The organism is Endothiovibrio diazotrophicus, from assembly GCF_054657215.1.
The window spans coordinates 17,320-40,542 of the sequence record NZ_BAAHXB010000039.1; the positions used below are offsets into that span (position 1 = coordinate 17,320).

The window sequence follows — 23,223 nt, forward strand, 5'->3', positions numbered from 1 at the left end:
GAGAACCAACCGCAGATCAACGCAGATTTCCGCAGATTGAACCGACCGTTCAGAGACTCCCGGGCGCCCTTCCCCGGTAGGTCGGCGATACTTCGCCGACGCAAACGAAGGCACGACATAAACACCGGCATCCGCCGTCCGAGTACTTGCCCGTCCGGGGCATACCGCGCGGACGGGTGAAGGAGACCGAGTCGCCCGAATCCAGAGCGAAGACGCGGCCAATTACCTTGCAAATTGATGATGCCATCATCATTATTACAGACATGTACCGCCACCGTCTCCTTTCCGACCGCCTCCGCCGACTGACCGACGCCTTTCCCGTGGTGGTGGTGAGCGGGGCCCGGCAAGTAGGCAAGACGACCCTGCTGCGTCACCTCTTTCCCGACCTGGACTACGTGGTCTTCGACGCCACTCAGGACCTGGAAAACGCCCGTGGCGAGCCCGACCTGTTCCTGAAAAACCATCCGCCGCCGCTCATCCTCGACGAAATCCAGTACGCACCGGAGGTGGCAACGGCGATCAAACGCCGGGTCGACCGCGCCGAAGGCGCCGCCGGCCAATATCTGCTGACCAGCTCCCAACAGTGGCAGGTCCTCCGCTCGATGGCCGAGAGCCTGGCCGGCCGGGCCGCCTTCCTCGATCTCCAGGGCTTTTCGCTACAGGAGCTCGGCGGGAGCCGCGACGGCTGGATCGTCCGCTGGCTGGACGATCCCGACGGATTCCCCGCCTGGAGCCGGGGGGCGCAACGCTATGGAGGGACACTCCAGGAGTGGCTCTGGCGCGGAACGCTGCCGCGGGCCACCACCATCGACACCGCCCTGGTGCCCGATTTCTGGACCGGTTACCACCGCACCTATGTGGAGCGCGACGCACGGCTGGCCGGCGACGTGCACGACTGGCAGGAGTTCGGCCGCTTCGTGCGCCTGATGTGCGCGCTGACCGCCCGGGAGATCAACTACAGCCAACTCGGCCGGGAGATCGGCATGACCCCGCAGACCGCCCGGCGCTGGCTGAAGGTGATGGGTGACACCTTTCAGTGGTTCGAACTGCCGGCCTTCTCCGGCAATCCCGCCAAGCGGGTCTCCTCGCGCCCCAAGGGGTACATCGCCGACACCGGGCTGGCGTGTCACCATGCCCACCTCTCCGCGCCCGGCGCCCTTGGCGGACACCCCCTGTTCGGCGCGCTGTTCGAGACCGCCATGGCCAACGAGCTGTTCAAGCAGACGGCGCTGCTCGGCACCCGTCCCCTTTTCTCCCATTGGCGTTCGGCCGGCGGCGCCGAAGTGGACCTGATCCTCGAACGCGACGGCGTGCTCCACCCCATCGAGGTCAAGCTCACCGCCAACCCCTCGCGCCGTCACGCCTCCGGATTGAAGGCATTCCGTCAGGCCCACCCCCACCGGCAGGTGGCCCCCGGCGCGCTGATCTGCGCGGTCGACGAGGTGCGCTGGCTGGCGGAAGAGGTGCTGGCCATTCCCTGGGATCTGCTGGGGTGATGCGCCCTCCTGTTTGGGCCCGCGGAAAAGAACAAGTCATGTGTGCCGGGGCGGTATTTCGGTACTCCTGCACGAGATGCCGGCGTTGGTCGGCATTATTACAAAAGTGGGGATCTCTCAGCCGACGGCACGGAAAGCACCGGGTAATCCCCCATCGCGGAACCACCACCGCCGGTCCGCTCGGCGTCATCGTGCCTGTCGAGGCCACCGGCTCTATGGTAGAGTTTCTCCTGCTCCAACCCGCTTATACCGGTCTTTTATGCGGCATTTCATCCCCCGGGTCCCTCTCATGCCGAAACTCCCCCTGCTTCCCCTCCTTTTCGCACTTTTCGCCCTCGCGCCGCCGCCCGCCGCGGCCGCCCCGACGGAGGCCACGGACTACGACGAGATCCACGCCGGGGCGATGCGCGCGGAGGAGGCCAAGCCGGGCAAGAAACACGTGCTGGTGATCAACTCCTACAGCCAGGGCTATGCCTGGACCGACGAGGAGGTGCGCGGGATCGAGGAGCGGCTGGCCGGTGACCGCAATCTGGTGCTCCACATCGAGTACATGGACACCAAGATGATCAACGACGCCCGCTACTTCGACCTGCTGGCGGAGGTGTTCGAGCACAAGTACCAGCAGCTCCGCTTCGACGTGCTGCTCACCACCGATGACGACGCGCTGCGTTTCGTCCACCGCTACCGCGACCGGCTGTTCCCCGGCGTGCCGCTGGTGTTCGCCGGGGTCAACAACTTCGACGACGCCAAGGCCGCCGGTCTCGCCAACTACACCGGGGTCAACGAGGCGGCCGATTTCCCCTCCAACCTGGCGCTGATCGTCCGCCTCTATCCGCACACCCGCAACGTCTACGTGATCAACGACACCCTGACCAGCGGCCTCTCCCTGCGCGATGAGCTCGACCGGGCGGCCGCCGGCTACCGCGATCGGCTGCGCTTCCACTATCTGGTGGACCTCTCCATGGCCGAGCTGAAGGAGCGCCTCGCCCGGTTGCCCGAGAACAGCGTGGTCTTCTACCTCTCGTTCTTCCGCGACGCCACCGGCGCCACCTTCACGCCCTGGGAGGCGATCCCGCCGATCTCCGCCGCCGCCAAGGCGCCGCTGTTCGGCGCGGTGGACTACATGCTCGGCAAGGGGATCGTCGGCGGCATGCTGAAGAGCTCCTATTTCCAGGGTGAGACCGCCGCCCGGCTCGCCCGGCGGGTGCTCGACGGCACCCCGGCGGAGGCGATCCCGGTGGTGATGGAGAGCCCCAACCGCTTCATGTTCGACTACCGCCAGCTGACCCGCTTCGGCATCGACCCGGGCAGCCTGCCCGAGGGGAGCCAGCTGATCAACGAGCCGCAGACCTTCTACTACCGCTACAAGGAGATCATCTGGGCGACCCTCTCGCTGTTCGCCTTCCTGTTGATTTTTATCGTGGTCCTGCTGTTCAACATCCAGAAGCGCAAGCGCGCCCAACGCGGCCTGCAGCAGATCCTCGAATCGATGTCGTCGCTGTTCGAGTTCCACTCCCTGGAGCGCTTCAAGAACGATATGCGGCGCAAGCTCTCCGGCTTCCTGCCGATGAACGAGCGTAGTGAACCGCTCGCCCTCTACCGCTACGTCGCCGCCGAGGGCGGCCGGCTGGAGGAGGCGCGGGTGACGGCGCTGGAGGAGAGCGGCGGGGGGGCGATCCCCGGCGAGCGCGAGCAGCTGATCCGCGAATCGCTGGCGGAGAACCAGTGCGTGGTGAAGAAGCGCCACGGGGTGGCGCTGTTCAAAAGCACCAACATCCCCGGCAACCTGATCTACTTCGAAGGGCTGCGCGACTTCGATGCCATGGACCGCGACCTGCTGGAGATCTTCACCAACAACGTCTCGATGGCGATCGAGAACTTGGAGAAGCACAAGATCGAAGAGTCGCTGGAGACCGCCCGCAAGATCCAGCTCTCGATGCTGCCGCAGTCCTTCAGCGCCCTGCGCGAGCGCTTCCGGGTGGACCTGCACGCACGGCTGATCGCCGCCAAGGAGGTGGGCGGCGACCTCTACGACTGCTTCGCCGTCGACGAGCACCACCTCGGCTTCACCGTCGGCGACGTCTCCGGCAAGGGGGTGCCGGCGGCACTCTTCATGGCCATGGCCAAGACCCTGGTGCGCTCCGCCGCCGAGGGCAACCTGGACCCGGCGCGGGTACTGGAGAAGGTCAACACCGAGCTGGCCCGCGACAACGATCAGGCGATGTTCGTCACCCTCTTCTTCGCCATCCTCGACCGCGACAGCGGCGAGCTGCGCTTCGCCAACGGCGGCCACAATCCGCCCTACCTGCACCACCTCGACGGCAGCGTGGAGCGGCTGGCGGTGAAGCCGGGCATCGCCCTCGGGGTGATGGAGGAGATCCCCTTCGAAACCCAGCAGATCACCCTCGCCCCGGGTGAGGCGATTCTGGTCTATTCCGACGGGGTGACCGAGGCGATGGACCCGGCGGACGCCGAATTCACCGAGGCGCGGTTGCGCGACTTCCTCGCCGCGCGCGGCGGCGGCGAGGCCGAGCGGGTGACCGCCGAGCTGATCGAGACGGTGGAGCGCTTCGCCGGCGGCGCGGCGCAATCCGACGACATCACCGTGATGTACCTGCGCAACGGGGCCGCCTCATGAGCGGCGAGAACCACGCCGAACGGGTGGCGGCCAAGCCGTGGGCGTGGCTGCTGGCGATCGCCGCCCCGGCGGCGATCTACGCCTACCTCACCACCCAGGGGGTGAACCGGGAGATCGTGCTCTTCAGCGCCATCGTCGCCATCGTGCTGGTGCTGTGGATGTTCTCCCTGGTGGCGGACTTCATCCCCGGCCTGCTGGCGGTGCTGCTGATCCTGCTGTTCGGCCTCGCCCCCTCGGAGATCGTGCTGTCGGGCTTCTCCTCCCCCGGCTTCCTGCTCGCCTTCAGCATCATGGGCCTCGGCGCGGTGGTCACCTCCTCCGGGCTCACCTACCGCTACACCCTGATCCTGCTGAGCAAGCTGCCCGCCAACACCTTCGCCCACCAGGCGGCACTGTTTCTCACCGGCTTCGTCCTCAACCCGGTGGTGCCCACCATCACCGGCCGCGCGGTGATCATCTGCCCGGTGCTCAACGAGGTGGCGCGCAGTTGGGACGAGCCGACCCGCCGCCGCTCCTCCACCCTGCTCTACACCGCCGGCATCGACGGCATCAACTACCTTTCGCCGCTCTTTCTCACCGCCGCGCCGGCCAACTTCCTGGTCTTCGGCCTGCTCCCCGCCCAGGAGCAGCAGGCCTACCAGTTCCTCTTCTGGGCCTACGCCGCCGCGGTGGCCGGGCTGGCGATGCTGCTGCTCTACTTCGTCCTCACCGCGCTGTTCTTCCGCGACTACCACCGGGTGAGCATGTCCAAGGAGCGGATCCGCGAGGACCTGAAGAAGCTGGGGCCGCTGAGCGGCTCGGAGCACGCGGCGCTGCTCGGCATCGTGCTGCTGACCATCGGCATCGCCACCGCCTCGATCCACAAGATCCCGATCCCCTACCTTACTTTTGCTGTGCTGTGCTCGCTGCTCTACCTCGGCGTGCTCAGCCGCAACGACTTCATCCAGCGCATCGACTGGGCCTTCCTGGTGCTGCTCGCCGGGCTGATCGGGGTGCTCGCCACCATGAACCACCTGGGGATCAACCAGATCCTGATCGACCACCTCGGCTGGCTCGGCGACTACATGCGCAACGATTTCCCGCTGTTCGTGCTGCTGCTCTCGCTGACCATCCTCGCGGTGCGCATCCTGATCCCGCTCAATTCGGCGATCCTGATCTTCGCCGCCGCGCTGATCCCGATCGCCGACGGCGCCGGCGTCACCCCCTGGGTGGTCGGCTTCATCATCCTGGTGATGGCGGAGACCGCCTTCTTCGGCTACCAATCCCCGTACATCCTCTTCTTCCGCGCCCAGACCGCCCCCGAGGTGGCCTACCGCGAGCGCAAGGTGCAGCTCTTCCACGGCGTGCTGGTGCTGGCCAAGCTGGCCGCCATCTATCTCTCCATCCCGTTCTGGAAGGAGATCGGCGTGCTATGAACCGGGTCACCGTTAGCCGATTACTCAGCGCCGTTCTGCTGTTCACCATCCTGGTGGTGGCGGTCCTCTTCAACATGGCCAAGCCGCGGGTGATGATCCTGCAGAGCTACGACCCCAACTACGCCTGGACCCGCGACATCGACGTCGGCCTCCACCGGGTGGTGGACGAGTGGAGCGACTACGCGGTCAGCTGGCACTACATGGACACCAAGAAGCACTCCGGCGCCGACTGGCTGCGTCGCGCCGGCATCGTCGCCCGCCGCGCCATCGACCAGGCCGACCCCGACGTGCTGATCGCGGTCGACGACCTGGCGCAGAAGCTGGCCGCCAAGTACTACGTCGACCGCCCCGGCATCGAGATCGTCTTCGCCGGGGTCAACGGGGCCATCGACTCCTACGGCTACGACAAGGCGAAGAACGTCACCGGCATCTACGAACACAAACAGCTCAAGGCGGTGAAGGAGACCCTGCTCGCCCTGGAAGGGCAGCGCCCGCAACCCAAGGCCCACCCGCGGGTGCTCTATCTCCTCGACCCCTCCGCCTCGCTGGCCCGCGACCGCCCCTTCTTCGACCACTTCGACTGGTCGCCGGTGGAGTATGCAGGCTCGGTGCAGGCCCGGGACTTCGACCAGTGGCAGGAGATCGTCACCTCCCTCAAGGGGCGGGTCGACTACCTGCTGGTGGCCAACTACCGTACCCTGCCGCGCAGCGCCGAGGATTCCGCGGTTCCCCCCGCCACCGAGGTGATGGGCTGGACCGAGAAGCACTCGCCGGTGCCGGTGATCGGGGTCAATGTGTTCAACGTGGAGGACGGCGGCAGCTTCTCGGTGGGGGTCTCCCCCTACGAGCAGGGCGAAGTGGCGGCAAGGATGGCGCAGCGGATCCTCGAAGAGGGGATCCACGCCAGCGAGATCCCGATCCGGGTCAACCAGCAGTACGTGGTGGCGCTCAACGACTCCGCGATGAAGTCCCGCGACCTCCACATCCCCACGGTCTACGAGGCGTTCGCCCGGGCCACCGCCAATTTTGTCGAGTAACCGAGACGCTCCTTCATGACTCTCCCGAACGCCCTCAAACTCCCCCAACGTACCGAAAAACCACGCAACACCGGCCTCACCGCGATCAACGACGTGGGCGTGCCGGTGGGAGAACAGCGCCTGATCCTGGAGGACTACCACTCGCTGGTGGATCTGGCCAAGATCGGCGTCGGCTCCGCCTACGTCCTGCCGCGGCTGGAGGAGAAGGTCGCCCTCTACCACGAGCACGGCATCCCCGCCTGCTTCGGCGGCACGCTGTTCGAGAAGTTCCACCACCAGGGCAAGCTGGACGACTACCTCGACTACCTGCGCCACTACGGCGTGCAGTGGGTGGAGGTCTCCTGCGGCACCATCGACATCTCCGTCGACGAGATGGTGCGGGCCATCGAGCGGTTGGAGCAGGCGGGCTTTCAGGTGGTGACCGAAGTGGGCAAGAAGTCCGAGGAGGAGACCCCGGATATCCGCGAGTGGATCGCCGAGGCCGAGGCCTTCCTCGCCGCCGGCAGCCGATACGTGATCCTCGAAGGGCGGGCCAGCGGCACGGTCGGCCTCTACCACGAGACCGGCGAGCTGCGCCACGAGCTGTTCGACGAGATCGTCGAGCGGCTGCCGGTGGAACGGCTGATCTTCGAGGCCCCCACCGAGCACTGCCAGATCCAGATGATCAACCTGCTCGGCTGCAACGTGAACCTGGGCAACGTCGACCCCCGCGGGCTGGTGATGCTGGAGACCCAGCGCCGCTACCTGCGCAGCGATACCTTCTTCAACCCCCTGGGGCTGTAAGGGACGCGGGTAACGGAACCCACCGTCAGAAGCAGATGAACCGCAGATTCGCGCAGATTGACGCAGATTTTTCTTCATCCGAATCTGCGTCAATCTGCGTTAATCTGCGGTCAATAGCATTCCAGAGAGCGTGATGACCCTGATTCTGATCCGCCACCTGCCCACCGCCTGGAATCGCGACGGCCTGCTCCAGGGACGGCGGGACCTGCCGATCCTCGAACCGGGCCCCGACGAGCAGGCGGCGATCGCCGACAACCGCCACCGACTGGCCGAGCTCGGTCCCTTCGACGCGGTGCTGGTGAGTCGCCTGCAACGCACCGCCATGACCGCCGACCGGCACGGCTACCAGGGGCGCTACCGGGTGGAGCCGCTGCTCGACGAGCTGGACTTCGGCCCCTACGAGGGGCGTCCCCGCGCGGAGCTGCTGGCGGAGGTGGGGGCACGGTGGCGGGAGGCGCCTCAGCAATTGGTGCTGGGAGAGGCACTCACCGATCTGGAGCAGCGGGTGCGCACCGTATTACAGCAATACGATGGGGATAACGTGCTGATCTTCGGCCACGGCGCCTGGATCCGCGCCGCCGTCGCCATCGTCCGCGAGGGGGGTATCGAGGGGATGAACCGGACCGTTATCGACAACAATCAGCTGGTGATCCTCTGATGTGGGAGACGATGGAACAGCGCCTCCCCGGCCTGGCGGTGGATGCCGACACCGCCTCTCCCGAAGCGTGGATCGCCGCCATCGAGGGGCTGACCGCCCGCGGCCAGCCCTTCCTCGCCTACGACCTCTGCCACCGCGCCGAGGAGCGCTTCCCCGAACGCGGCGAGATCCACCTGCTGGGCATCCTCGCCCTCTTCCAGGGCCACTCCGGCGGTGCCGCCCGCAAGGCCCTGACGGCCTACTCCCCGAAAGCCGAAGCAACGCCGCGGGAACGGGAGCTGCTGGCGGAGATCCACCGCCTCAGCTGGGAACAGTGGGGCGGCGAGCAGGACCTGAAGCGCGCCCGCGCCCTCTACACCGAGCTGTTCGAGCAGCAGGCGAGCTGCCGCCACGGCAGCGAGGCGGCGGTGATGGGGTGGTGCCTGGGGCACCGGGAGGAGGCCCGCGAGATCGCCCGCCGCCTATTGGAGCAGTGTGCCGAGCCGGCGCCGGGCGAAGACGTCGACGAGCGCTTCCAGCGCCTCCTCCACCAGGGTCAGGGGGCCCTGGTGCTGGGAGAGAACGATGCCGCCGAAGCGCTGTTCCGTCGGGCGGCCGAAGCGAGCGGCCGCGACTACCGCCCGGTGGTGGAGGCCCTCCAGCGCCTGCGCATCCTGGAACGCATGGGGATGGCGGTGCCGGCGGCGCTGGCCGACATCCTGCAACCGCCACGGGTGGTGATCTTCGGTGGCCCGCTGATCGATCCGCCGTCCCCGGCGGGCGGGACGGGCGAAGCGATTTTCCCTCCCTCCAAGGAGGGCCCCCTGGGGCGCGCCATCGCCCAGCGCCTGGGAGAGATCGACGCCCGCATCGGCTACAGCAGCGCCGCCTGCGGCGCCGATCTGCTATTCATCGAGGCGATGCTGGAACGCGGCGGCGAGATTCATCTGGTACTCCCCTGCGCCCTGGAGGACTTCATCGAGGCGCGGGTCGCCTACGCCGGTGCCCGCTGGCGGGAGCGGCTGGAGGCGGTGCTGCCGCAGGCCGCCACCATCTCCTACGCCACCCGCGAACACTACCTGGGCCACCGCGCCCTGCTGCGCTACGCCAACCACATCATCACCGGCCTCGGCTGGCTGCGCGGCGAACAGTTGCTCACCGAGCCCCACCTGCTGGCGGTGTGGGACTACCGGGCGATCAACACCCCGGGCAGCAGCAGCGACTTCATCGACCACTGGCCCGACATCACCACCCTCCACCTGATCGAACTGGACGAACTGGAGGAGGAGCCGGGGAGTGCCATTGACCCGCCGCGCCTCCCGGCCTACCAGGAACCGACGCTTCCCGAGCGGACCATTCGCGCCATGCTCTTCGCCGACGTGGTCGGCTACAGCAAGCTGGATGAGGAGTACCTGCCCAACTGGTTCCGCCTGTTGGAACGGATCCATCAGCTCTGCGCCACCCTGGAGGTCGCCCCGGAGCTGGTCGAGACCTGGGGCGATGCCCTCTACATCGTGATGCCCGACGCGCGCAGCGTGGTGCGCTACGCCTTCGTGCTGCGCGAGGCCTTCTCCCGCCTCGACCACCACCAGTTCGGCTTGCCCTATCAGCTCAACGTGCGCATCGGACTGCATGCCGGCCCGGTCTTCCACGACGTCAACCCGATCACCGGCCGCTCCGCCTTCTCCGGCCGTCAGGTCAACCGCGCCGCCCGCATCGAGCCGATCACCATGCCCGGCGAGGTCTACGCCTCCCAGGAGCTGGTGGCCCTGCTCACCGCCGAGGAGAACGCGGTGAAACACGAACTGGCCTTCCGCCGGGAGCCCTATACGCCCTGGTTCAAGGCCGAATACCTGGGCATCCTGGAGATGCCCAAGCGCCACGGCGACCAGCCCATGTACCACCTGCTGCCGGCGGATGACGCAGAGTGAGGAAGGCGGAGGGGATAAACGCCCCATCAAGAGGCTCGACCGCAGATTTCCGCAGATTGGGCCGAGAACTCATCTGCGAAAATCTGCGTTATTCTGCGGTTCAATCAGCGGGACGAATAGTTACCCGCGTCCCTAAACTTGTCGAAACCCCGTTCACCGGGGACAATGCGCCGACCATCCGGGAATACAGAGAACGACGCCATGAATCTGAGCGAAGAGCAACGCGACCACGCCGTCCTGCTGACCCCCGAGGGGCGCCTCGACAGCAACACCTCCCAGGCGTTCGAGAAGCGGGTGATGGAGCGTATCGAAGGCGGCGACCTTCGCCTGGTGATCGACTTCAGCCAGCTCGACTACATCTCCAGCGCCGGCCTGCGGGTGCTGCTGATGACCGCCAAGCGGCTGAAGCCGGCCGGCGGCGCGTTGGCGCTGTGCGGCATGCGCGACCACATCCGCGAGGTGTTCGAGCTGAGCGGATTCCTGCCGATCCTCACCGTGGTAGCGGATACCGAGGCGGCGTTGACAAAAGTAAACGGTTAAGCTGCGGGGCTAACACTTATTCCCCAAAGGCTACTAGATTGCCGATGGACTGGTCGGAAGTTCATCAGGGATGATCATCATTGTTCGTCGGCGCACCATTCGTTCCTTGCAATCTGGTGGACATTCTTAGCTCCGTGACGTATTCGCGAACCGCCTGCGTATCCGGATGTTCCTCTCCCTGTATTTCCCGGAAAATGGATAGGCTCTCGATGAAGCATTTTTCCGCCTCATCCAAACGCCCGGCGCCCATCAGAATAAGTCCCAAATTCTTTAAGTCCCAAGCCACATCCCGGTGACCATCAGAATAGATTTTCCGATCTATCGCCAACGCCCGGCGCATGGGAGGTTCCGCTTTGTCATATGCCCCCATCTCTTTGTAGAGCATCGCGAGATTGTTAAGTCGGATGGCAACACGATAGTGTTCTGCACCAAGGGTCTCCTCTCCTATCCGTAGCGCTTCGACTAAGCAGTGTTCAGCGTCAGACCACATTCGCTGTTTTTTGTAGGCGTTTCCTAGATGACTGTAGTCTCGGGCAACACCTTCCTTTCCATCCTGACTTGAAAACGATTCTTTCCTATTGATCTCCAAAGCGCGCTCAAAATAGCTGATCGCTTCGTCGTAACGCCCCATTCGGCCCAGCACAAGCCCCTGATTACTCAGACGAATAGCGAGCTTTGGATGTTGAACACCGAGAACTCGCTCACCGATCCGAACTGCTCGGTCCACCGCCTCCAGTGAGTCGGGTAACAGATTCATTTCCTTTAATAGGACACCGAGATTATTCCAAGTCGATCCTTCATCGGCGAGCCCTCCATCTCCCGCTCTCCGTGCGGCGTTTAATGCTTCCTCATAACACACACGGGCCTGTTCATGTTGACTCATCTTCCAGAGAGTACTGCCCGCACGATCCAGCATGCCGGCAACAAGCAATTCATCTTCTTCGGACTTGATATAGGTAGAAACAATCAGTGCGTGTGGCACTAGGGAAAGAGATGAACGCCACGTTTCCTGGTTGTTTTCATCGTAATCGAGAGAGCGATCTACCAAGCATAGCGCCTTTCGAGCATATGACTCGAACTGAGATGAAGGAGCGCGATGACGAATGGCAGCCTGAATCAGGCGATGCAGGCTAAAACAATCAGGCCCGGCTTCTACCAACGAATAGCGTCGGAGCGCCCTCCAAACGTTGTTGAGGCGGAGAGGATCGCTGAACACGTCCTCCATTGAGAAAGGCAATATTTCATGGACATTGGCAAACAGCCGCTTTGGAATATCGTCTGGAGCAAGATAAGCCGCGAGGTAAAGAACTTCTACCGCTTCCGGGCACTCCTTGCCAAGTCGCTCCAAGGAAATATCCCAAGTAGTCGCGACAGAGTCGGGATAAACGTTAGGACTTAATCGCCCCTCCTCGAGTAGTTGCAGTTGACGTTCTTCGAAAAGGCTCAGGTATGTAATGAAGTCATCCCCACTTTCCTCCAAATATGCTGCCGCTTGGGCCAAAGCCAGCGGTAGATCGCCAAGCGCTTCAGCCAGACGCCCGGCACCCTGCGGGTCCGATATCCCGGTTCGGCGAACGAGAAAGGCGATTGACTGTTCTCGATTGAAAACATCCACTCGTACGGATTGCGCGACATCCCCCCAGGAACGAAAACGCGAGGTGATAATGATGTTCCCCGTCTTCGACTGAGGAAGGAAGGGGCGCAATGAATCCGGGTGCTCAGCATTATCGAAAATCAAAAGCCACCGATCACTCTCTTCAAGCCACTGCTTCACAGCATCCAACGTCTCCTCTTCTCGACGGATCGGGAAGCCGGCTTTATAAGCCAGAGCCAATAGATCCGCTTTCAGTGTTGCCTCGGTTTCCGCCCGTACCCACCATACAACACCATATTCCTGCTGATGCTTATAAGAGTATTCGTTTGCCAACTGGGTCTTCCCAACACCGCCCATCCCATGAGCTGCTTGGGTTAGCGCAGAATGAATGCCTGACGTCAGGTCTCGGTGTAGATTGCTCAAATACTCTTCACGCCCAACAAAATTCCGATTGCGCGCCAAAGGCAATCGACGAAGCTGGCGGACTCCTCCCGGATAAGGAGGAGGAGAGAGAAAAGTTGGTACTGTTGCACCGGGAAAAGAATGACCAATTGGCTTCTCTCGAATACCGACAAGACGGCGAGCGCTGGTTACAAGCGTTTCGCGGGCGGTTATCTCGTCCAACCCTGCGAGATTCACGGCGTTCCCGACATTCAACAAAGGGGGAAGCAACAGATGAGAAGGATCGGCAATATATACGGAAACCAAATGGACTATCTTTTCTTGAACTCCTCGCATCCAAGCCGCATGCCACTCTGTTTGACAAAATACCGAGTCCAGAAAGTCTTGGGAAAGGAAAATGAACGTAAAATCGGCATCCCGCAAGGCGGAATCAATAGCGCCTGGAATACTATCGCCGGGAGAAAAGTCTCGATGTTGATAAATAACATGGAAACCTTCGTTTCTTAGTTGCCATGCTGCCCACTCGACCCAAGCCCGGTCTTCCCCGGCATAACTGAAGAATATTGTCGTTCGACCGTCTTTCATCTTCTACCTCCTGACCAACTTCACAGGCGAGTCTTCACGTGACTGGCCTGACTACCCCGTGGTTCCTCTTGACGATTGTGCCATTGGCAGGGGTCTACTAGCCAACGAGTTCGACGCAACGGAAGTGGCCGACGTCGCCCACGGAGGCGGCGAGGTATTCGAGCGTCGGGGTCATCGCCGCGGCGAGGGGATAGGGCGGGCTCACCACCACCATACCGCTGGCGGTCATGCCGTGGCCGGGACGATCGGGGCGGATGCCAAATTCGAGCGGCACCAGCCGGTCGTCCGGGCGCAAGGGGCGTTACCCGAACCGGGGGGAACCGGGGTGGCGTTCAGCCGGTCGCCGTCATGGAGTCGGCTCACCAGCGCCACGTAGTCGGCGACGACCTCCAGCAGGTCCTCACGCGACCACAGGCGGCCGATCCCGCTCTCTCGAACCACCGGGTCTTGCCGGCATGTTCCGACGTGAGGGCGTAGAGCCGCCCGTGCTGGCGGGGTGTAGAGGTAGAGGAGCGGCTTCTCCTTCCGCAGCAGATAGCGCAGCAGGCGCACCGATACCTAGTACTTGAGGACGTCGGAGAAGTTTCCGGCGTGGAAGGAGTGGCGATAGCTGAACGGGGAGTTTCCGGAAGGTGTCAGGCGGCGTCGCCGTGGGGTGCCGCGAGATGTCGGGCCAGCGCTTCCTCATCGAGAAAGTAGTGACAGATCTCCTCGTCACCCGCGCAGAGCACCGGCACCTTGTGGCCGTAGCGCGCCTCCAGCTCCACGTCGCCGCTGATCTCCACCGCCTCCAGCTCCACTCCCAGCGCCTCCCTGCGCCGGGTCAGCTCGCGGCCCATCTCCTCGCAGAGATGGCAGCCGTCGCGCCAGTAGAGGGTCAAGCGTCGGCTCACTCCTTGCCGATCTTCAGCGCCAGGAACAGCGGGCTGCCCTTGCGCAGGACGAGGACCGGCAGGGACTTGTCGTCGGGCAGTTCGGCGACCAGCTTGGCGAACTGCCCGGCATCCTCCACCGCGACGTTGTTGATCCGCTGGATCAGGTCGCCGGGGCGGATGCCGGCGTGGGCGGCGGGTCCCTCCTCCACCGACTGCACCAGCACCCCCTTCTCGTCGCCCAGCTCCATCTCATTGCGCTGGTCGGCGGTGGGATCGGACACCACCAGACCGATGCGGTCGGCACTGGTCTTCGCCTTGCCGCCGCCGGCGGCCGCCATCTCTTCCTCCTCGGGGAGTTCGCCCAGGTTCACCTTGAGGGTGGTGCGCTTGCCGTTGCGGATCACCACCACCGGTACGTCGCTGCCCACCTTGGCGCGGCCGACCATCGGCGGCAGGGCGCCGGAGCGCTCGACCTCGCGGCCGTCGAACTCGATGATCACGTCCCCCACCTTGAAGCCGGCGGCCTCGGCGGGGCTGTCGGGGAGCACCTTGGAGACCAGGGCGCCGTAGGGGCGCTCCATGCCGAACGATTCGGCCAGCTCGCGGGTGACGTCCTGGATCAGCACGCCGAGCCAGCCGCGGCTCACCTTGCCGCTCTTCTTCAACTGATCAGCCACCTCCATCGCCATCTCAATGGGGATCGAGAAGGAGAGCCCCATGTAGCCACCGGTACGGCTGTAGATCTGGGAGTTGATGCCGATCACCTCGCCGTCCATGTCGAACAGCGGGCCGCCGGAGTTGCCGGGGTTGATCGCCACGTCGGTCTGGATGAACGGCACGTAGTTCTCGCTCGGCAGCGAGCGGCCGGTGGCGCTGATGATGCCGGCGGTGACCGAGTGGTCGAAGCCGAACGGGGAGCCGATGGCGAGCACCCATTCGCCGCGCTTGAGCTTGTCGCTGTTGCCGATCTTCACCACCGGCAGGTGGTCGGCGTCCACCTTGAGCAGCGCGATGTCGCTCCGCGGGTCGCTGCCCACCACGTCGGCCTTCAGCTCGCGGCGGTCGCTCAGCCGCACGATCACCTCGTCGGCGCCATCGATCACGTGGTGGTTGGTGAGCAGATAGCCGTCCTCGGAGATGATGAAGCCGGAGCCGAGGGAGCGGGCGTCGTGCTCGGGGGCACCGCCGCCGCCCTCGTCGTCGAAGAAGCGGCGAAAGAAGTCGTTGAGCGGGCTATCATCGGGCAGCTCGGGGAGCTTCCAGCCGTGGGGCAGGATCTTCTTCCCCTCCACCTTCTGCACCGTACTGATGTTGACCACCGCCGGACTGGTCTGCTCCACCAGGTCGGTGAAGTCGGGCAGGCCGGCGCGGGCGGCGGCGACGTTCGACAGCAGCAGGGCCGCGCCTGCGACCAACCAGCGGGTCAGTGGGGATGGTACAACCTTCATGGTTCACTCCAGGATTTTCGTGAAGGGGAAAGATGCGCTCCGGGATTCGCCTTCCCGGGGGTCACCCTTTGAGTTCGACGATCGGGAAGACCGGGGCGAGGCGCTTCAGGGTGACCGGCTGGAAGCGGGGATCACCGGCGATGCGGTGGGTGTAGCCGCGCAGCCAGAGCAGGCCGACGCCGAGGCCGCCGAGACCGCCGACCACCCCGCCCACCTGCACCGCGATGGAGAGCTGGCCGGCCATGTGTTCACCAAAGACGCCGCCGGCGAGCAGCGCCAGCAGGGGCACCAGGTAGACCGCCACCGAGCCGCGCACCAGCGCCGACTCCTCGATGCCGATCACCACGGTGTCGCCCGGGGCAGCGCCGACGGTGTTGAGTACTCGCATCCGGTTGGAACGGGTGCCGAACACCTGGGAGAGGCTGCCGGTGCCGCAGCCCCCCTTCGCCTCGCAGCTGCCGCAGGCACTCTTGCGCTCCGCCTCGACCCAGGCGACCTCGCCCTCGACGGCGACCACGCGGGCATTCTCTTCGATCACGGTGCCTCTCTCCGGCGAACCGATTCGCCGATCATCTTCACGGTGGTAGCGGGGACCTCGCCGACGACGGTGATGCGGTGGCCGTCGCGGCGGTCGATGAAGGCATGGACCGCCCCCACGCCGTGGCTGCCGCGCCCCTTGGCGCGCGCCGCGCCCTCCCCCTCCTTCTCGATGAACACCGAGACCGAGGCGAGGCCGTCGCTGAACAGCAGGTGACGCACCGGCGTGGGGTGGTCGGGCAGGGTGTGGCCACTCTCCAGGGAGAGCTCGAAGCCGGGCGGCAGCAGGGTCACCTGCCAGCGCCCGGCCTCCGCCGACTCGTCGCCGCTGGGCGCCTGATGCTCCCAGCTGTGGCGCTCGCCGGAGAGCGTCGGGGCCACCGCTTCGGCGCTGATCGGCACGCCGTGCTCGAGCTTGGTGAACATCACCTGCTCCAGCACCTGCTCGCCAGCGCCGATGAGCTGGGACTTGAGCGGCAGGGCGCTCTCCTCGTCGAGCCACAGCCGGTAGCCGTAGCGGAAGTGGTCGCGGGGGATGATCTTCAGCTTGCGCGCCGGGCGACCGGCGATCCGCTCGTCACCCTCCAGCTTCAGCACGTAGCTGCCGGCGAGCCGCTCGACGCCATGGCCCGCCTCCTTGCCAAGCAGCCCCTGCAGGGGCAACCCGGGGGTCTCCACCACGGTGTTCTTCTCGGGTTGGATGCAGGTCACCCGGTTGCCGTCGCGCACCACCTCGCGGGCGGCGCCACTGCGCGCGCTGATCCGCTCCTGTTCGTCGCCGCCAGCCATCCGGTGGACGATCTCCACCGTCTCCATCCGCTCGCCCTCCTGGAACACCAGGGTGCCGCGGTAGTCGAGGGTGTGGGCCGCTTCGCTCATCCGCTCCAGCCACTGCGCCGCCGTCGGGTCGGCGAACACCGGCACGGCGTCGAGCAGCGCCGCCGAGACCACCAGGGTCCTGAGAGCTCGCGAAAGAATCAACGCATCACCTCGTGGCTGACGATGCGCACCGAGGCGGGGACCGCCAGGGCATTGGAGTGGGCGTGGTGGTTGACCAGGTAGGGGGCCAGCTCGCGCTCGTCGAGCCGCTCCCACTCGCCTTGTCCGGGACCGTTGTCGCGTACCACCACGAAATTGGTGGGACGGTTCGCCTGGGCCAGGGTGGTGGGGGTCGCCGACTCGTTGAGCGGCCGGGTCGCCACCAGCAGCACCGCCGCCAGTGCCGCCGAGGCGGCCATCGCCCAGCCGAGATGGGGGGAGAGACGACGACGCACCGGCAGGTGGAGCGGCTCGCTCTCGAGCTGCTCGCGCACCCTGGCGGCCAGGTCCATCGCGATCTGCGGCGCCGCCTCGCCACGTATCACGTCGCCGATCAGGTGGTAACGCTGCCATCGCTCACGCAATCGCTCGTCGCGCAAGGCGGCCAGCGCCGCTTCCCGCTCACGCCCGTAAAGGTTGTCGTCCGCCAGGGCGGAGATCAGTTCGGCCTTTTCGCTGTTCATCACGCGGGCTCCACTTGTTGCGGCCAGAGGGTCGATGCCTCGAAAACGGTTCCGGTGGTCCGATGGTACCCGCCGCTCAGTCGAGCAGCGGGCGCAATTTCTGGTCGATCGCCTCGCGTGCCCGGAAGATGCGCGAACGCACGGTACCGATCGGGCACTCCATCGCCTGGGCGATCTCCTCGTAACTCAACCCCTCCAGCTCGCGAAGGGTGATGGCGGTGCGCAAGTCCTCCGGCAACGCCTCGATCGCCGCGAACACGGTGCGCTGGATCTCGTCGCGCAGCAGTTCGCGTTCCGGGGTGGCGTACTCCTTCAGTCGCCCCTCCCCCTCGAATTGTTCCGCCTCTTCGATCTCCACCCCGTCGGAGAGGGGGCGGCGACCGAGGGCCACCAAGTGGTTCTTGGCGGTGTTGATGGCGATCCGGTAGAGCCAGGTGTAGAAGGCGCTGTCGCCGCGGAAATTGGGGATGGCGCGGTAGGCCTTGATGAAGGCCTCCTGGGCGACGTCGAGGGACTCGGAAGGGTCGTGGACGTAGCGGCCCACCAGGTTGACGATCTTGTGCTGGTACTTGCGCACCAGCAGATCGAAGGCGCCGCGTTCGCCGCGCTGTACCCGCTGCACCAGTTCGATATCGGTGACCTCACTCCCACGCTCCCGGCCTTTCAACACACCAAGTTCCTCGCTCTTCGTGGAGTAGACAATGTGGGAGGCAGATAGTTCGTCATGATTCGGTTATATTTGCCGCTTCGTCCCCGTCGCGGGGTCACTTTCCGATCCGCCATTCTATCCGCTAACGCCGCAGCCAGCCATGAGTGATACCCCCTCCCACTTCCACGACGTCCTGATCATCGGCAGCGGCGCTGCCGGACTGGGGGTGGCGCTGCGCCTGCCCGGATCGTTGCGGGTGGCGGTGCTCTCCAAGGGGCGGCTGCGCGAGGGGGCGACCCTCTACGCCCAGGGGGGCGTCTCGGCGGTGCTCGACGAGAAGGACTCGCTGGAGTCCCACACCCAGGACACCCTCGACGCCGGCGCCGGGCTGTGCGAGGAGACCACCGTCCGCTTCACCGTCGAGCGCGCCCCCGGCGCGATCCAGTGGCTGATCGACGCCGGCGTCGCCTTCACCCTGGAAGAGGGGCCGGACGGCGATTCGCGCTTCCACCTCACCCGCGAGGGGGGCCACAGCCACCGCCGGGTGATCCACGCCGCCGACGCCACCGGCAAGGCGATCGAGAAGACCCTGGAGACGGCGGTACGCGAACGGCCCAACGTCGAGCTGTTCGAGGACCACATCGCCGTCGACCTGATCACCGGGCGCAAGCTCGGGCGCGACGACGACCGCTGCCTCGGCGCCTACGTGCTCGACCGCGAGCGCGGCCGGGTGGAGGTGTTCCGCGCCCGCTTCGTGGTGCTCGCCACCGGCGGGGCGAGCAAGGTCTACCTCTATACCTCTAATCCCGACATCTCCACCGGCGACGGCATCGCCATGGCGTGGCGCGCCGGGGCGCGGGTGGCGAACATGGAGTTCATCCAGTTCCACCCCACCTGCCTCTACCACCCGCACGCCAAGTCGCTGCTGGTCTCCGAGGCGGTGCGCGGCGAGGGCGGGCGGCTGCTGCTGCCCGACGGCGAGCGCTTCATGCCGCGCTTCGACCCGCGCGCCGAGCTGGCCCCCCGCGACATCGTGGCGCGGGCCATCGACCACGAGATGAAGCGCCTCGGCCTGCCCCACGTGCTGCTCGACATCAGCCACCAGCCCGCCGAGTTCGTCACCTCGCATTTCCCCAACATCCACCGCCGCTGCCTGGAGTTCGGCTACGACATGACCCGTGAGCCGCTGCCGGTGGTGCCGGCGGCCCACTACACCTGCGGCGGGGTGATCACCGACCTGCGCGCGCGCACCGATCTGGCCAGTCTCTACGCCGTCGGCGAGACCGCCTACACCGGGCTGCACGGGGCCAACCGGATGGCCAGCAATTCGCTGATGGAGTGCCTGGTGTTCGCCGAGGCGGCGGCGCTGGACATCGCCGCCGAGGCGGCGCGGGCGCCGCTGCCCCCCGAGCTGCCGGCGTGGGACGAGAGCCGGGTCACCGATTCCGACGAGGAGGTGGTGGTAGCGCACAACTGGGACGAGCTGCGCCGCTTCATGTGGGACTACGTCGGCATCGTGCGCACCGACAAGCGGCTGGAACGGGCCAAGCACCGGGTCGACCTGCTGCTCGGCGAGATCGACGAGTACTACGGTAACTTCCGGGTGACCAACGATCTGCTGGAGCTGCGCAACCTGACCACGGTGGCCGATCTGATCATCCGCAGCGCCCAGGCACGCAGGGAGAGCCGCGGGCTGCACTACACCCTCGACTACCCCACCCCCGACGACGACCGGCCGCCGCAACCCACGGTTCTGACCCCGTCATAGGACACCCGGCGGTCGCCGTCGCCGTGGAACGAAGGCACGTCGCCGAACCAAGGGCTCGCTGCCACCATCGGCACGGCGCGCACGGCACGCCCTATAAGGACGAGGCGATCGATGCTGTCGCCGCGGCACGGGCGGCGCAATGGAGGGCCGGATAGATCTGCTCGTAGTCGTAGGCCACCAGCAGCAGATCCACGCCGGCCGCCAGTGCCCTCTCCGTCGCCCCGCAGATCCCGCGATCATAGACCGCCGCCATGGTCAGGTCGTCGGTGATCAAGGTCCCGTTGAAGCCCCACTCGCCGCGCAACAGCGCCACCGCCTTGCGGGAGAGCGACACCGGCCCGCTCGGGTCGATCGCAGGGAGACGCACGTGACTGAGCATGATCAACGCCCCGTCGATCGTCGTCGCGCGCCGGAAGGGGAGCCACTCCCGCGCGGCGAGGCGGGCGCGGGAGCGCGTCACCGTGGCGGAGAAGTGGTGGGTGTCGCCCGCGATCCCACCGAGGCCGGGGAAGTGCTTGAAGGTGGGGCGTACGCCGTAGGCGAGCAGGCCCCGGGCATAGGCCTCCGCAACCCGCGCGACCCGCCGCGGGTCGGCACCCGGCGAGCGCTGTTCGATACGCGAGTGGAAATCCAACGGTGACGGGGCCTCGCCGCTCTTCAGGTCGACCACCGGGCTGAAGTTGACGTTGACCCCCAACTCCGCCAACGAGGCCGCCTGCCGCTCGCCGTAGGTACGCGCCAGCTCCGCCGCCTCACGCTCGTCACGGGCCCCCTTCACCACCTCTCCCAACGACGGCGACCGCTCCAGCGGGGGGGAGAGGCGGGAGACCGCCCCACCCTCCTGGTCGGTGGCGATCAGCAGTGGAGGCAACCCGGCAGACTTTCGCACCGCCTGCAGAGCAGCGATCTCCCGCCGCAGCGCACCGCTGCCCCGGCCGGCGACGTTCCGCCCCGAGATGAAGACCCCGGCGACGAGCCCTCTCCGCACCAGGGGTTCGATCTGTTCGAACGAGCGGTAGCCGGCGACGAAGCGGGCGCCTATGTGTCTCGCGATCTGCGGCTCGAAACGCATCACCTCCCACGCCTGATAGCGGTACCACGCCTCGCCCGTGAGGGTGATCGCCACCACCGCCAGGGCCGCGCCACGCAACACCCCCTTGGTCACGCGCCCACCCTCGATCCGGCGCACAGCGGCGAAGAGCACCACGCCGACGGCCACCAACAGCGGCGTCTCGTAGGATCGAATCGTCAACAGGTGGGGGTTCTTCAGATGGACCGCCCAGAAGAGCAGGATCAGGTTGGCGGCGGCCACCCCCCAGGTGGCGACCGCGGCGGGATACGGACGCATCGCGGACCTCCTCAAGTTCGTCAAAGGCCCCGATTCTGCCCTCGCTTAGCGGAAATAGATTGGAGAAACCCTGGAACGTTACGGGGGGGCGCAACCGATACCGGGTTCAGTGGGCGTGAAAGTACGTGGGGAAGTGGAGGCGAGCGTAGGGTGTGCCGAGGTACGAGGCGCACCACTCTCCGACTGGTGCGCCTCCTGTCGTCGGCACACCCTACCCGACGATTTGGATGGATCAAAACCAACAATAACAGTTAAATAAAATCAATATATTAAAACAATAAATTAATGCGATATCTTAAATATAGAGCCCCGGTATCGGCGATTCCGCCGCCGCCGTCCCCTTGACGCCCTTCAACGCCGGAGAAACCCGCTCCAGCCACGCCTTGGCGGACCATGCGCCCTCGTCCGGGTGGTAGAGGAGGCGATCCAGTTCACGCAGGGCGTCGACCGCCGGCCCCGGCTCCAGCCGCTCCGCTAGGGCCCCGAGACTGAACGGAGGGCGCTCGGGCCAGCGGGCGGCGCCCCACGCCAGCAGGGCGGCGCGGGCCGCGGCGGCATCGCCGGCCTCGCAGGCACGACGCAGGCGCTTGCGGGCCTCGCCCTCCCCTACCGCGGGTGCCGCCTCTCGCTCCCGCTCCGGCGCCGCTCGCCCCCGCCCGGATTGCCGGGTGTGGCGCCACCAGAGCAGCCCGGTGATCACCCACAGCGTGGCGAAGAGCAGCGTCAGCCAGCGCCACAGCGGCCACTCGGTGACCACCGCCGGAGTCGCAGCGAGGAGCGGTGACACGCTCTCGGCAGGCTTCGCGACCGGCGTCGCCGACGGCGTGGATTGCGCCGGCGGCGGCGCACTGTTCCCGCTCCCATCGGCGGCAGCCACCTGGATGGTGTGGGCGGGAATCACCGCCTCTCGCGCCCGGTCGGCGGCGGTATCCCACCAGTGGATGCGGATCTCCGGCAGGGTGAACGGGCCGGGGCGGCTGGGGACCAGGGCGATCCGCTCGGTGCGCGTGCCGATCATCCGGTCGCCGTCGGCGGCATTGCCGATGGTGGGCTGGTCGGGGTAGCCATTGACGTCCGCCCCTTGGGGCGCGCGATAGATCGGCGGCAGGTGGGCGCCGGTGAGGCCCGTCGCCACCAGGGTGAGGGTGCGGGTCACCGGCTCGCCCACCTTCCACTGCGGCGTCTCCGGTGACCACTTCTCCTTCAAGGTAAGTGCCTCGGCGGGCAGCCAATCCCCCTTCTCCGCGGCCGGACGGACTTGGACGGTACGGTCCTTGCCCTTGATCTGCACCGGCCGGGTACGGGTGAACAGCCCTTGGAAGGGGTCGCGCCAACCGCCGCCACCCCGCTGCGGGATCTCCGCATTGAGCACCGGTCCGGTGATCTTCAGCGGGCCGGCCTGCTCGGGGAAGATGGCGTAGCGCCGTTCGATCACCTGATAGCGGCGGCCGTTGCGGGTGGCGTCATAGCTGACGTCGTCACCGATCCGCTCGATCACCGCCCCCTCCACCTCCGGGTCGCTGAGGGAGGCGTTGCTGAAGTCGACGGTGCGCAGGACGCGTACCCGATAGGTGAGCTGGGCCTGGACGTAGGGGGATTCAGGGGAGGTCTCCACCTCCAGGAAGAGATCATCGTTGCCGCTGGCGGCACCCTTTCCATTGCTACCGCGGTTCGACGGGGCGGTGGAGGCGCCCACCCGGATCGGGAAGGAGGGAGTCCAATCGCCATCCAATTCGATCGGCGGCACGGTGAGGGTGCCGCTGCGCTTCGGCGCCAGGGTGATCGTCCATTGGGTCGTGGAGCTCATCTGCCCGTTGACGATGCTGATCTGGGAGCTGCGGCCGTTGCCGAGCAGGTCGAAGTCCCGGTCCAGAGGCGACAGGTCGGGGCCCTCGCCGTCGTACTGGCCGCTCTTCTCGATCAGCAGCTGGAAGCTTTCACCGGCCCGCACCCGGGCACGGTCGATGTGGGCCGAAAGGCCGGCCCAGACGGGCAGCGCCGCGCACAGCAGCAGCAGGGCCAGCCACCGTTTCATCAC

At 66.0% G+C, this 23,223-nt stretch carries 19 protein-coding genes; 9 read left to right on the top strand and 10 right to left on the bottom strand.

Annotated elements, in window-relative coordinates; all coding sequences use genetic code 11:
• The first annotated feature begins 263 nt into the window (after positions 1-263).
• The 8 genes from ACYQ2W_RS11600 (at position 264) to ACYQ2W_RS11635 (ending at position 10,477) form a co-directional block, all read left to right on the top strand.
• Positions 264-1,496, top strand: a complete 1,233-nt coding sequence (locus ACYQ2W_RS11600; protein WP_459866789.1) for an ATP-binding protein — start codon at positions 264-266, stop codon at positions 1,494-1,496.
• A gap of 289 nt (positions 1,497-1,785) precedes the next feature.
• A complete protein-coding gene (locus tag ACYQ2W_RS11605; RefSeq protein WP_459866792.1) occupies positions 1,786-4,134 on the top strand; it encodes a SpoIIE family protein phosphatase in 2,349 nt (782 codons plus the stop codon).
• Entirely contained in the window at positions 4,131-5,549 is a 1,419-nt protein-coding gene (locus tag ACYQ2W_RS11610) for an SLC13 family permease (RefSeq protein ID WP_459866795.1), read from the top strand. The genes ACYQ2W_RS11605 and ACYQ2W_RS11610 overlap by 4 nt, the downstream gene beginning before the upstream one ends.
• Entirely contained in the window at positions 5,546-6,586 is a 1,041-nt protein-coding gene (locus ACYQ2W_RS11615; RefSeq protein ID WP_459866798.1) for an ABC transporter substrate-binding protein, read from the top strand. Before ACYQ2W_RS11610 ends, ACYQ2W_RS11615 begins: the two co-directional genes overlap by 4 nt.
• A 15-nt stretch (positions 6,587-6,601) precedes the next feature.
• Positions 6,602-7,369 (top strand): phosphosulfolactate synthase, encoded by a 768-nt coding sequence (locus ACYQ2W_RS11620; RefSeq protein WP_459866801.1) that lies wholly within the window; start codon positions 6,602-6,604, stop codon positions 7,367-7,369.
• Positions 7,370-7,502: 133 nt separating this feature from the next.
• Positions 7,503-8,027, top strand: a complete 525-nt coding sequence (locus ACYQ2W_RS11625; protein WP_459866804.1) for a histidine phosphatase family protein — start codon at positions 7,503-7,505, stop codon at positions 8,025-8,027.
• The gene (locus tag ACYQ2W_RS11630) at positions 8,027-9,937 is read left to right on the top strand and encodes an adenylate/guanylate cyclase domain-containing protein (protein WP_459866807.1); all 1,911 of its coding nucleotides are present in this window, start codon (positions 8,027-8,029) and stop codon (positions 9,935-9,937) included. Before ACYQ2W_RS11625 ends, ACYQ2W_RS11630 begins: the two co-directional genes overlap by 1 nt.
• A 201-nt stretch (positions 9,938-10,138) precedes the next feature.
• Positions 10,139-10,477 carry an STAS domain-containing protein gene (locus ACYQ2W_RS11635; RefSeq protein ID WP_459866810.1) on the top strand — a complete coding sequence of 113 codons (339 nt, stop codon included), beginning with the start codon at positions 10,139-10,141 and terminating at the stop codon, positions 10,475-10,477.
• Between the two features lie 64 nt (positions 10,478-10,541).
• On the opposite strand, the gene fxsT is transcribed toward ACYQ2W_RS11635, so the two are convergent.
• The 8 genes from fxsT to rpoE all read right to left on the bottom strand — a co-directional run bounded on the left by fxsT (position 10,542) and on the right by rpoE (position 18,090).
• On the bottom strand, positions 10,542-13,058 hold the full coding sequence (gene fxsT / locus ACYQ2W_RS11640) for an FxSxx-COOH system tetratricopeptide repeat protein (RefSeq protein WP_459866813.1): 2,517 nt from the start codon (positions 13,056-13,058) through the stop codon (positions 10,542-10,544).
• A 97-nt stretch (positions 13,059-13,155) separates the two neighbouring features.
• Positions 13,156-13,332, bottom strand: coding sequence for a 23S rRNA (adenine(2030)-N(6))-methyltransferase RlmJ (rlmJ, locus tag ACYQ2W_RS11645; protein ID WP_459866816.1), 177 nt, complete (start codon positions 13,330-13,332; stop codon positions 13,156-13,158).
• A 361-nt stretch (positions 13,333-13,693) separates the two neighbouring features.
• Positions 13,694-13,951 carry a glutaredoxin family protein gene (locus ACYQ2W_RS11650; RefSeq protein WP_459866819.1) on the bottom strand — a complete coding sequence of 86 codons (258 nt, stop codon included), beginning with the start codon at positions 13,949-13,951 and terminating at the stop codon, positions 13,694-13,696.
• Positions 13,948-15,381, bottom strand: coding sequence for a DegQ family serine endoprotease (locus ACYQ2W_RS11655; protein WP_459866822.1), 1,434 nt, complete (start codon positions 15,379-15,381; stop codon positions 13,948-13,950). Before ACYQ2W_RS11655 ends, ACYQ2W_RS11650 begins: the two co-directional genes overlap by 4 nt.
• A gap of 61 nt (positions 15,382-15,442) precedes the next feature.
• Positions 15,443-15,919, bottom strand: coding sequence for a SoxR reducing system RseC family protein (locus tag ACYQ2W_RS11660; protein WP_459866825.1), 477 nt, complete (start codon positions 15,917-15,919; stop codon positions 15,443-15,445).
• Positions 15,916-16,899: a MucB/RseB C-terminal domain-containing protein gene (locus tag ACYQ2W_RS11665; protein ID WP_459866828.1), complete on the bottom strand. Its 984-nt coding sequence runs from the start codon at positions 16,897-16,899 to the stop codon at positions 15,916-15,918. Before ACYQ2W_RS11665 ends, ACYQ2W_RS11660 begins: the two co-directional genes overlap by 4 nt.
• Complete coding sequence (locus ACYQ2W_RS11670) at positions 16,896-17,420, bottom strand: sigma-E factor negative regulatory protein (protein ID WP_459866831.1); 525 nt, start codon at positions 17,418-17,420, stop codon at positions 16,896-16,898. The genes ACYQ2W_RS11665 and ACYQ2W_RS11670 overlap by 4 nt, the downstream gene beginning before the upstream one ends.
• A 76-nt stretch (positions 17,421-17,496) precedes the next feature.
• Complete coding sequence (gene rpoE / locus ACYQ2W_RS11675; RefSeq protein WP_459866834.1) at positions 17,497-18,090, bottom strand: RNA polymerase sigma factor RpoE; 594 nt, start codon at positions 18,088-18,090, stop codon at positions 17,497-17,499.
• A gap of 139 nt (positions 18,091-18,229) precedes the next feature.
• On the opposite strand from rpoE, the gene nadB reads away from it, so the two are divergent.
• Positions 18,230-19,837, top strand: coding sequence for an L-aspartate oxidase (gene nadB, locus ACYQ2W_RS11680; protein WP_459866837.1), 1,608 nt, complete (start codon positions 18,230-18,232; stop codon positions 19,835-19,837).
• Positions 19,838-19,928: 91 nt separating this feature from the next.
• On the opposite strand, the gene ACYQ2W_RS11685 is transcribed toward nadB, so the two are convergent.
• Positions 19,929-21,185 carry a glycoside hydrolase family 3 N-terminal domain-containing protein gene (locus ACYQ2W_RS11685; protein WP_459866840.1) on the bottom strand — a complete coding sequence of 419 codons (1,257 nt, stop codon included), beginning with the start codon at positions 21,183-21,185 and terminating at the stop codon, positions 19,929-19,931.
• A gap of 295 nt (positions 21,186-21,480) precedes the next feature.
• The gene (locus ACYQ2W_RS11690; protein ID WP_459866843.1) at positions 21,481-23,220 is read right to left on the bottom strand and encodes a BatD family protein; all 1,740 of its coding nucleotides are present in this window, start codon (positions 23,218-23,220) and stop codon (positions 21,481-21,483) included.
• Between the last annotated feature and the right edge of the window lie 3 nt (positions 23,221-23,223).

Excerpts from the sequence above, each read along its gene's own strand:
- ACYQ2W_RS11625 (WP_459866804.1), top strand. The coding sequence starts at position 7,503 with ATGACCCTGATTCTGATCCGCCACCTGCCCACCGCCTGGAATCGCGAC.
- nadB (WP_459866837.1), top strand. The coding sequence starts at position 18,230 with ATGAGTGATACCCCCTCCCACTTCCACGACGTCCTGATCATCGGCAGC.
- ACYQ2W_RS11605 (WP_459866792.1), top strand. The coding sequence starts at position 1,786 with ATGCCGAAACTCCCCCTGCTTCCCCTCCTTTTCGCACTTTTCGCCCTC.
- ACYQ2W_RS11635 (WP_459866810.1), top strand. The coding sequence starts at position 10,139 with ATGAATCTGAGCGAAGAGCAACGCGACCACGCCGTCCTGCTGACCCCC.
- ACYQ2W_RS11690 (WP_459866843.1), bottom strand. The coding sequence starts at position 23,220 with ATGAAACGGTGGCTGGCCCTGCTGCTGCTGTGCGCGGCGCTGCCCGTC.
- ACYQ2W_RS11620 (WP_459866801.1), top strand. The coding sequence starts at position 6,602 with ATGACTCTCCCGAACGCCCTCAAACTCCCCCAACGTACCGAAAAACCA.
- ACYQ2W_RS11685 (WP_459866840.1), bottom strand. The coding sequence starts at position 21,185 with ATGCGTCCGTATCCCGCCGCGGTCGCCACCTGGGGGGTGGCCGCCGCC.
- ACYQ2W_RS11655 (WP_459866822.1), bottom strand. The coding sequence starts at position 15,381 with ATGAAGGTTGTACCATCCCCACTGACCCGCTGGTTGGTCGCAGGCGCG.
- fxsT (WP_459866813.1), bottom strand. The coding sequence starts at position 13,058 with ATGAAAGACGGTCGAACGACAATATTCTTCAGTTATGCCGGGGAAGAC.
- ACYQ2W_RS11670 (WP_459866831.1), bottom strand. The coding sequence starts at position 17,420 with ATGAACAGCGAAAAGGCCGAACTGATCTCCGCCCTGGCGGACGACAAC.
- ACYQ2W_RS11610 (WP_459866795.1), top strand. The coding sequence starts at position 4,131 with ATGAGCGGCGAGAACCACGCCGAACGGGTGGCGGCCAAGCCGTGGGCG.
- ACYQ2W_RS11615 (WP_459866798.1), top strand. The coding sequence starts at position 5,546 with ATGAACCGGGTCACCGTTAGCCGATTACTCAGCGCCGTTCTGCTGTTC.
- ACYQ2W_RS11600 (WP_459866789.1), top strand. The coding sequence starts at position 264 with ATGTACCGCCACCGTCTCCTTTCCGACCGCCTCCGCCGACTGACCGAC.
- ACYQ2W_RS11630 (WP_459866807.1), top strand. The coding sequence starts at position 8,027 with ATGTGGGAGACGATGGAACAGCGCCTCCCCGGCCTGGCGGTGGATGCC.